Here is an 8,179-nt window from a genome sequence, read left to right as displayed (position 1 = left end):
TCCGCAATAAACACTTTCAAGAAAAACCCCCAGAATATCAGAAATGCGCCTTGATAAAATTTATCAAGCGTTAATTTTCTCGGAAAGAGTATCTGCGGAAGGAAATGTCTTGCCCTGTCAATAGGACCAGATAAAATGGTTGGGAAAAATGCCACAAAAAGGGCATAATCCATAAAATTTTTTGTAGGTTTCATCAGTTCCCAGTAAATCTCAATCGTATAACTCAGCGTTTTAAAGGTATAAAAAGAGATGCCAATCGGAAGTATAATGTGGAATAAATGAGGTTCTACAGGCAAGCCCAGAGAATTCAGCATAACCTGCAGGTTATAGGAAAAGAAGTTGAAATATTTGAAAAAACCTAAAATAGATAAATTGCCGCATACACTAAGCAACAGAAATAGTTTCTTTCTTTTAATGTCTTTTGCTTCATCTATTTTTATTCCACAAAAGTAATCAATGACCGTAGAAGTCAATACAAGGGATAAAAACCTCCAGTCCCAGAACGCATAAAACACATAACTTGCCACAAGCAGCATTCTGTTCTGCCACTTATGTTTGAGCAAAAGGTATAAAATATAAACGCCAATAAAAAATAAGGCGAACTGTACTGAATTAAATATCATTATTTTGGGGGAATGAATTACCCCGCAACCTATATGCTTCAGGGCGAGGTATCAAGACTGAAAATGATTGTCCTCCCGTCATTCTGGCTTGTCCAGTCGGCGCGACTCTTCGCGTAGACTCGCTTCGGGAATCTTTCTGAAAAATCCCGATGCATCGGGACGACAAGCGGGAATGACAAACGAAGCCTCTTCTTTTATCAATTATCTGTAAGTATTATCCCATGACGTTTTAAACTTTCCTTCATATCCCTTACGTTTTTTACGCTGATTATATCACGTGCTGTAAATTTTACCTTGTATTCGTCCTCAAGAGTAGTAACCAACAACAATGCATTCATAGAATCCCATGTTGGAGTGTTATCAGGCGAAGTCTCATCACTAATTGTATCCTCCTGTATTTTCAATACCTGTGACAGAATAACTTTTAATCTTTTCATAATTGTTGCTGTATACTAGTCTTCAAATGGGTATCGGCCATTTTGCGGGGTTTTCAGACCATCGTGCAACAAAAGCCGCCATCCAGCGTTCAATGCCCCATCCAACACATGCCGTCTCAACGACATTTCCATCCTTATTGTAAATGTTCATTGGCTCTGTGAAATGTTTAGAGTGAAGGTTAAACGACGCCCCAGCTGTGCTCTCACCTTCATCTATCCGCAGGCGCAATTCCATCTTGGTTGACTGCATCATCTGGAAAGTCCTGGCAGTAGCGGCGGCGCTGACAAAAAACGGATCGGTTGCAACTTCCAAGTCTGCTGTTATATCCAGTTCATCAACCATCGCCTGCGTAAGTTCTAAGCAACGCAGTCTCGCAGTCTGCACAAAATTCCCTTCGCCAACTAAAACAACTTCCCTCATTGAATACTCCCATTGACGCAAAAGCGGCGCAAAACGAAACCCCTCATAGCGATAGCACCTGCCTTCAGCAGTAATAATTCTTCCTTGAGCAAGCCGATGGTTTTTCAGACTGCGATATACGTTATGACACACTACCGGTTCAAGAATAAAGCCTGTAGGCTCGAGCATGGAATTATCCTCAGGCGCCGATAATTTTTTCACTTTGGCAATATCGGCAAAACTGCGTATTTTCTCATAATGGGGCGGCAGGCGGTAGCCAAATGTTACCAACTGCGGATGCGAACTGAAATATCCTGTCTGAGGAATCAAATCCTGCGACATCTCTATACTTGGAAGATGCCATATCTCAGCCTTCATATCCTCTGCAAGCCTTTTAATGCGATTACAAAAAAATACGAATAGCTTGCCAGCAGGTCCGTGAAATGCATACTGTCCGGGACCTAATTCGGTTGTGTACTGGTCGGAAAATGCCTTAACAGCCTTACTGCCATGATATGGCGCTCCTGATTCATGATGCCACAACGGAGAAAGTTGTTCAACAAACCGGAATGATTTTACCGACATATCAACAACACTGGCAACTTGTTTTTTTAAATCATCCAATTCATGCCCGGTTAGATTATCACTGATTTCAAGCTCAATCACTCCATTGACAGTGTCAAGTCTCTTTAGACCTTTAATTTCAGGATGGCAGAAAGCAATATCAGAATTAATGCCTTCAACTGTGATCGTTGATACCCCGCGAAGACTGTCTATTTGTATTGCTTGAACCCCCATTTATTTATTTTAATAAAAATATAAGAGAAAATACAAGGCACTACAGTATGCAGCGCATGAATACCATTCAGAGAGATTTATAAAAAAGCAAAGAAGTGTATTTATGTGATTCTAAAACCTTTGAGGCAGTAATGAAACATATTCCTTATTTTATTGAAGAAGTGTAAAATAAAAAGACTGCATTCAACTTTGGGATGTAGTCTGCCAAATAAATATGAGTCACTGGTGAAAAAGAAGACAACAGAAACTGTCAGACCCTTCTAACACAAGAGACACTTAGCGTCTGAACGATAGGGGTCGTTCCGGTAGATAACTAAATGAAGAAATGGCAAAAAATTACTATCTATATTTTTATTGCATTGCCTATTCTGGTTGGTGTTGCCATCTGGGGTATTGATAAACTCATGGGGCACATGTGTGGTAATAACGTTATAGAGGAAGTTCTATCCCCGGATCAAAAATTAAAGGTAGTAATTTTTCAGCGGGATTGTGGAGATAAAACAGGGTTCAGCATACAAGCCTCTCTAATTTATGCGTCAAATTTACTTCCAAACAAAAGTGGAAATTTATTTACTTCTGACATTTATTATGGTAGAACTCCATCAGGACATGGCGGTAGTCCTAAGATTCAAGCAATATGGCAACATAATGATACTATCGTTATAAAATACCATATGGATACAAAGGTATTTAAAGCTGAAAAAAAGCTTAACGGTGTAAACATAATATATGAAACTTATTAACTGTAAACTAATCACAGCATGTATTGATCTTCCCTGCGGCAGAGACCACAGGGAATCTAATGTAAGGAATTTCTTTTTATTACATTTGCTCGCTAACCCCGTGACAAGTTGAAGCGACCCTTGCGGAGACCCGTTTCGGGACCACGGGGAATACGCTCGCTGTCCATTTAAATTTGCGACCAAAGGAAGATTTTTTATTTTTTGATTATTCCTTAGATGAAAAAATTCATGAATAGCACCAGGATCTATTATCCCGAATTAGATAGCCTTCGCTTTATAGCTTTTCTGTTAGTCCTCATCCATCACTCGCCTTTTGCTGAAGTCATTCCAGCCTTTGGAATTCTAATAAGATATGGCTGGATTGGAGTTGACCTGTTTCTATGTCTCTCCGCCTTTATGTTCGCAAGACTGTTATTTGTGGAATATCAGAGGGAAGGTAACATCAATATTGCTTATTTCTATATTCGTAGGGCGCTCAGGATTTGGCCGTTATATTACATCTTCTTCGGCATAACACTTATTTATTCCATCTATCTATATGGGTGGAGTAGTGGCATTTTGTATCGCTCGCTGGGAATGTTAACCTTTACTGATAATCTCTTCTCCATGAGTCTGGGATATAATCATTTTATCGCATACACTGCTCATTTGTGGACAATTTCTTATGAAGAGCAATTTTACTTAGTCATACCATGGGCATTACGAGTTTTCTATAGATTAAAAAAAACAACCACTATTTATATTTTAGGCACAGTCATGTTGATGGGTGTGATTATCAGGGCGGGCTTTATTTATTATAAAATCGGCCCTCCGGCCATCTGGGTTTTCCCCTTTACTCATTTTGAGTCTATTTTGGGCGGTCTTATTATTGGCTTGGGTCTATTCGATCAGTATCTGAAGAAAATCCCAGTCTGGATACTGCTTATTGCTGGGATTATTGCACTCTGGCCAGTTACAATCCTGCAAAAAACCAGTCTCATCCAATGGAAACTAATGCTCACCTATCCATTAATTGGGATTGGCATGTCGCTCATCCTATTCGCTATCATGCAGGGCGGGCTTGGGCCCATATCAGTTTTGTTCAGAAACAAACTGTTTCGCTACCTCGGAAAAATTTCCTATGGTTTGTATGTTTATCACATTGCCTGCGGACCGTTAGCATTCGAAATCACTAACACTTTCGTCTCGCAAAACAGCCTACTTGTGTACCCGGCAGCAAGATTGACAATTAGATTGATTGTGACAGTCCTTGTTTCAACGATGTCTTATGAAATATTAGAGAAACCATTCCTGCGATTGAAAGAACGATTTACGTTCATCCATTCGCGTCCGATATAAGAAGTTTCTTAGCGGCAACATAACAAACCCTATATTAGGATATTCCTAAATTGACAAGACATAACTGTTAAAGTTTTTGACAAAATATTATAGTTTATTATATTTTAAATAAATACGATAGGTTTGTTATTAAATTCACAGTGATTGCCATGAAAAAAGAAAAAACAGAACTGAAGCATTTCTGCTCGTTGAAACTGCCTCATTACATAATTCCCAAGATAATCAGTTTTACTGATTATCTGCCGCGGACATCAACCGGAAAAATAGACCGCAAAAAACTTGAAAGCGAAAGCGTATGAGAGGACTACTCTCCTGCCTGTCAATCTATTGAAATCATTAATCATCGGGATAACAGGATGTTTGGGCAGTCATCTGGCAGAACACTTGCTGGAAAAAGGCTGTGCCGTTTCAGGGACTAAGAAAACCGGAGAGCCGGTTGACAATATTAAGCATCTCATCAGTAAAGTCAAAGTTCTTGATATTGATTTAAATGATAACGAGTCAATCCTGAGAATTGTTAAAGAGACTGGCCCTGACCAAATCTACTTCCTTGCATCAGCAGGCAGGTTTGATGATTACGGAAATATTTATAAGACAAATGTTGAAGGGACAATAAATTTTTTTGAATCCCTGACCGCCTTCTCCTGCAGGGCTCGTATTGTCCTGACAAGCTCAAGCGCTGTTTACGGCATCCACATAGGTACTAATGCTTTAAAGGAAACTGATGCGCTCTTGCCGTCAAATCATTATGGGTTAGGCAAGGTCTTTCAGGAAAAAATAGCGAAATATTATTTCAATAATCATAATCTTGATGTTATTATAGCAAGACCTTTTAATTTCACCGGACCGAGAGAAAACCCTTTTTTAGTCTGCACAGATTTCGCACGGCAGATTGTGGAATTTGAAAAGGGCAAAAAAGAGCCGATTATAAGTGTTGGTAATCTGGATGCTGAAAGAGACCTTACAGACGTAAGAGATACGGCAGCCGGACTTGCTCTTTTAGCAGAAATGGGGGGGAAAGGAGAAATTTACAATTTATGCTCGGGCAGGGCGTATAAGATACAGGCAATACTTGATAAATTATTGTCAATGAGCAGGGTGAAGATTGAAGTTAAGGTTGAAACCGGCAGGCTTAGAACAGGCGAGACAACGATACATTATGGAGATAATTCAAAATTATTCTCATTGACAGGCTGGAAGCCTCAAATTCCCTTGGATAAGACATTGGAAGACGTTTTAAATTATAATAGAAAATGAAAATGAACTGGCAGGGTAAAAAAGTTCTGGTTACAGGCGCCGCTGGATTTATAGGCAGCCATCTCACAGAGAGGCTCGTCCAGTTTGGCGCAAATGTGACTGCATTCATACGATACAATTCAAGAGGCTCCCGCGGCTCGCTTGAGATGCTCCCAAAAGAGCTTCAATCTGAGATAAAGATAGTGATGGGCGACCTCAAAGACCCTTATGCTGTAAAAAACGCTGTGAAGGGACAGGAGATAATTTTTCATCTTGCCGCGCTTATCGGAATCCCTTACAGCTATGTGCATCCAATAAATTATGTTCAGACCAATGTCCTTGGCACTTCTTACCTGCTTAGCGCATGCCTTGACGAAAACATAGAAAAATTCATCAACACTTCCACAAGCGAGGTTTATGGGACGGCAAAGTATGTCCCCATTGATGAAGGACATCCGCTTCAGGGACAATCACCCTATTCTGCAAGCAAGATAGCAGCTGATAAAATGGCTGAGAGTTTTTTCTGCGCCTTTAAACTGCCTGTCGCCATAATCCGCCCATTCAACACCTACGGGCCCAGACAGCCTTCAAGGGCCGTAATCCCTACAATTATTTCACAGGCCATGAAAAATAATAAAATTAAACTTGGTTCACTTACGCCTACAAGAGACTTGAATTATGTAGGAGATACAGTCAGCGGATTTATCAGGGTTGCTGAAGTGCCTGAGTCCGCCGGAGAGGTAATAAACATCGGCTCCTCAAAAGAGATATCGGTCGGAGACCTTGCAAAAAAAATATTTATGCTCCTTGGAAAATCTCCGGAGATTATTACTGAAGAGAGGCGTCTGAGGCCTGAAAAAAGCGAAGTTGAAAGACTTCTTGCAAATACTGATAAGGCAAAAAAAATATTGAATTGGTCCCCTGAGATAACGCTGGATGAAGGGTTAAAAAGGACTATTGCATGGACAGTGCAGAACCCGGACTTTCATAAGGTTGATGCATACCATATTTAACAATGTCGTCATTCCCCGATTAAATCGGGGAATCCAGATGCCCTTTACCTTATCAAAAATGGGACTGGATTCCGTGTCAAGCACGGAATGACATAAAAGGAGAACTTTCGTATGAAGGCAGTTATTCTCACAGGGGGTAAAGGGACAAGGCTTGCGCCTTATACAACTGTTTTGCCTAAGCCGCTGCTTCCCATCGGGAAGATACCAATTCTTGAGATTATCCTCAGACAGCTTAAGCATTACGGCTTCTCTGAGGTTGTCCTTGCGTGCGGTTATCTGTCTGAGCTGATACAGGCTTATCTTATGACTAACAAAATCTCAAAACACCTTAAGATAAACTATCACAGGGAGGAGCATCCGTTAGGGACCGCGGGGGCGCTGGCTACAATTGAAGGACTTGATGAAACATTTCTTGTCATGAACGGCGACATACTTACAACACTTGATTATTCAAAGTTGGTTCAATTTCATAAGGAGAAAAAAGCCGCGCTTACTATTGCCATTACACAGAAGAAAGTTCAGATTGAGCTCGGCGTACTGCACATGAATGATAAAAATCAGATTACGGGGTACGAGGAAAAACCCGTAAAGATATTTCCCTCAAGCACCGGTATCTATATATACGAACCTCGTGTATTGAATTACATTACAAAAAATACATATCTGGACTTTCCAACTCTGGTTATAAGACTCATTGAGGCTGGAGAGATAGTTGCAGGTTATCCCATAGATGCCTTCTGGCTTGACATGGGGAATAAAGACGACTATGAAAGGGCCGTCATTGAATTTGAACGGAATATCTCGGCATTCCACATTGCCAATGGCTCGTAGAGAGGAGTAACTCCAATCATGAATTTTAATTATTTAATCTGGGCTTTAGTTGCAATAATGTACACACCAATTTTTTATAGGTTGTACAAGGTCGGTTGGTCAGATGATTATTCGCACGCTTATTTCATCTTTCCAATTGTTTTGTGGTTAATATGGCGCAAACGCGCTGAGCTTAAACAAATCTTTCAAAATACACCATATGTCAAAAACTTTTTTAGTTTGCCTGTCTTCTTGCTTGGATTATTAATGTTTGTCTTCGGCTGGCATCAGGATTATGATTTTATTTTAACTTTTTCACTGATACCGCTCTCATTAGGCTTAACAACTTACATTTATGGAATGAATATTACTAAGGCCGTATCTTTCCCGCTTTTTTATCTTATATTTCTCGTCCCGCCTCCAGCGGCAGTTTTAGACGCCATTACCTTACCTATGCGTCATGGGGTTTCCGTCGTTGCTGAAATAATCCTGAGGTTTTTTGATTACCCCATTACGCGTAATGGCTTACTGATTACAGTGGGTTATAATGAAATTTTTATGGGAGCCCCGTGCAGTGGATTCCGCTCTTTGATTACTATGTTTTCCCTCGTACTGGCTTATGTATATATAAGCAAAGGGGCCTTATTGAAAAAATTTGTTCTTGCTGCTCTAATTATTCCTTTTGCGTTGGTAGGTAATGTCCTTCGTGTTATAACGCTTTGCTTAATAACGTTCTATTTCGGTGAAGAAGCCGGACAGGGGTTTTTCCATAATTTCAGTG

The 8,179-nt window shown here is 40.2% G+C and carries 10 protein-coding genes; 7 read left to right on the top strand and 3 right to left on the bottom strand.

Annotation, left to right across the window (positions count from 1 at the left end; genetic code table 11):
- The 3 genes from HZA10_04195 to HZA10_04185 form a co-directional block, all read right to left on the bottom strand.
- On the bottom strand, positions 1 to 536 hold a 536-nt coding region (locus HZA10_04195; protein MBI5195506.1), incomplete at its 3' end, for an MBOAT family protein.
- Between the two features lie 284 nt (positions 537 to 820).
- Complete coding sequence (locus HZA10_04190; protein ID MBI5195505.1) at positions 821 to 1,060, bottom strand: acyl carrier protein; 240 nt, start codon at positions 1,058 to 1,060, stop codon at positions 821 to 823.
- 22 nt (positions 1,061 to 1,082) lie between these two features.
- Positions 1,083 to 2,258 carry a hypothetical protein gene (locus HZA10_04185; protein MBI5195504.1) on the bottom strand — a complete coding sequence of 392 codons (1,176 nt, stop codon included), beginning with the start codon at positions 2,256 to 2,258 and terminating at the stop codon, positions 1,083 to 1,085.
- Positions 2,259 to 2,575: 317 nt separating this feature from the next.
- On the opposite strand from HZA10_04185, the gene HZA10_04180 reads away from it, so the two are divergent.
- The 7 genes from HZA10_04180 to xrt form a co-directional block, all read left to right on the top strand.
- Positions 2,576 to 3,001, top strand: coding sequence for a hypothetical protein (locus HZA10_04180; GenBank protein ID MBI5195503.1), 426 nt, complete (start codon positions 2,576 to 2,578; stop codon positions 2,999 to 3,001).
- A 216-nt stretch (positions 3,002 to 3,217) separates the two neighbouring features.
- A complete protein-coding gene (locus HZA10_04175; GenBank protein MBI5195502.1) occupies positions 3,218 to 4,339 on the top strand; it encodes an acyltransferase in 1,122 nt (373 codons plus the stop codon).
- 149 nt (positions 4,340 to 4,488) lie between these two features.
- On the top strand, positions 4,489 to 4,638 hold the full coding sequence (locus HZA10_04170; GenBank protein MBI5195501.1) for a hypothetical protein: 150 nt from the start codon (positions 4,489 to 4,491) through the stop codon (positions 4,636 to 4,638).
- Positions 4,619 to 5,596 carry a GDP-mannose 4,6-dehydratase gene (locus HZA10_04165; GenBank protein MBI5195500.1) on the top strand — a complete coding sequence of 326 codons (978 nt, stop codon included), beginning with the start codon at positions 4,619 to 4,621 and terminating at the stop codon, positions 5,594 to 5,596. Before HZA10_04170 ends, HZA10_04165 begins: the two co-directional genes overlap by 20 nt.
- Before the next feature lie 2 nt (positions 5,597 to 5,598).
- On the top strand, positions 5,599 to 6,588 hold the full coding sequence (locus HZA10_04160) for a GDP-mannose 4,6-dehydratase (protein MBI5195499.1): 990 nt from the start codon (positions 5,599 to 5,601) through the stop codon (positions 6,586 to 6,588).
- Between the two features lie 111 nt (positions 6,589 to 6,699).
- A complete protein-coding gene (locus tag HZA10_04155) occupies positions 6,700 to 7,419 on the top strand; it encodes an NTP transferase domain-containing protein (protein ID MBI5195498.1) in 720 nt (239 codons plus the stop codon).
- Positions 7,420 to 7,437: 18 nt separating this feature from the next.
- On the top strand, positions 7,438 to 8,179 hold a 742-nt coding region (xrt, locus tag HZA10_04150), incomplete at its 3' end, for an exosortase (GenBank protein MBI5195497.1).

This window comes from Nitrospirota bacterium (assembly GCA_016212185.1).
GTDB lineage: Bacteria > Nitrospirota > Thermodesulfovibrionia > UBA6902 > DSMQ01 > JACRGX01.
The sequence above is the reverse complement of the archived record's forward strand: the minus strand, read 5'-3'. Positions and strand labels throughout refer to the sequence as shown.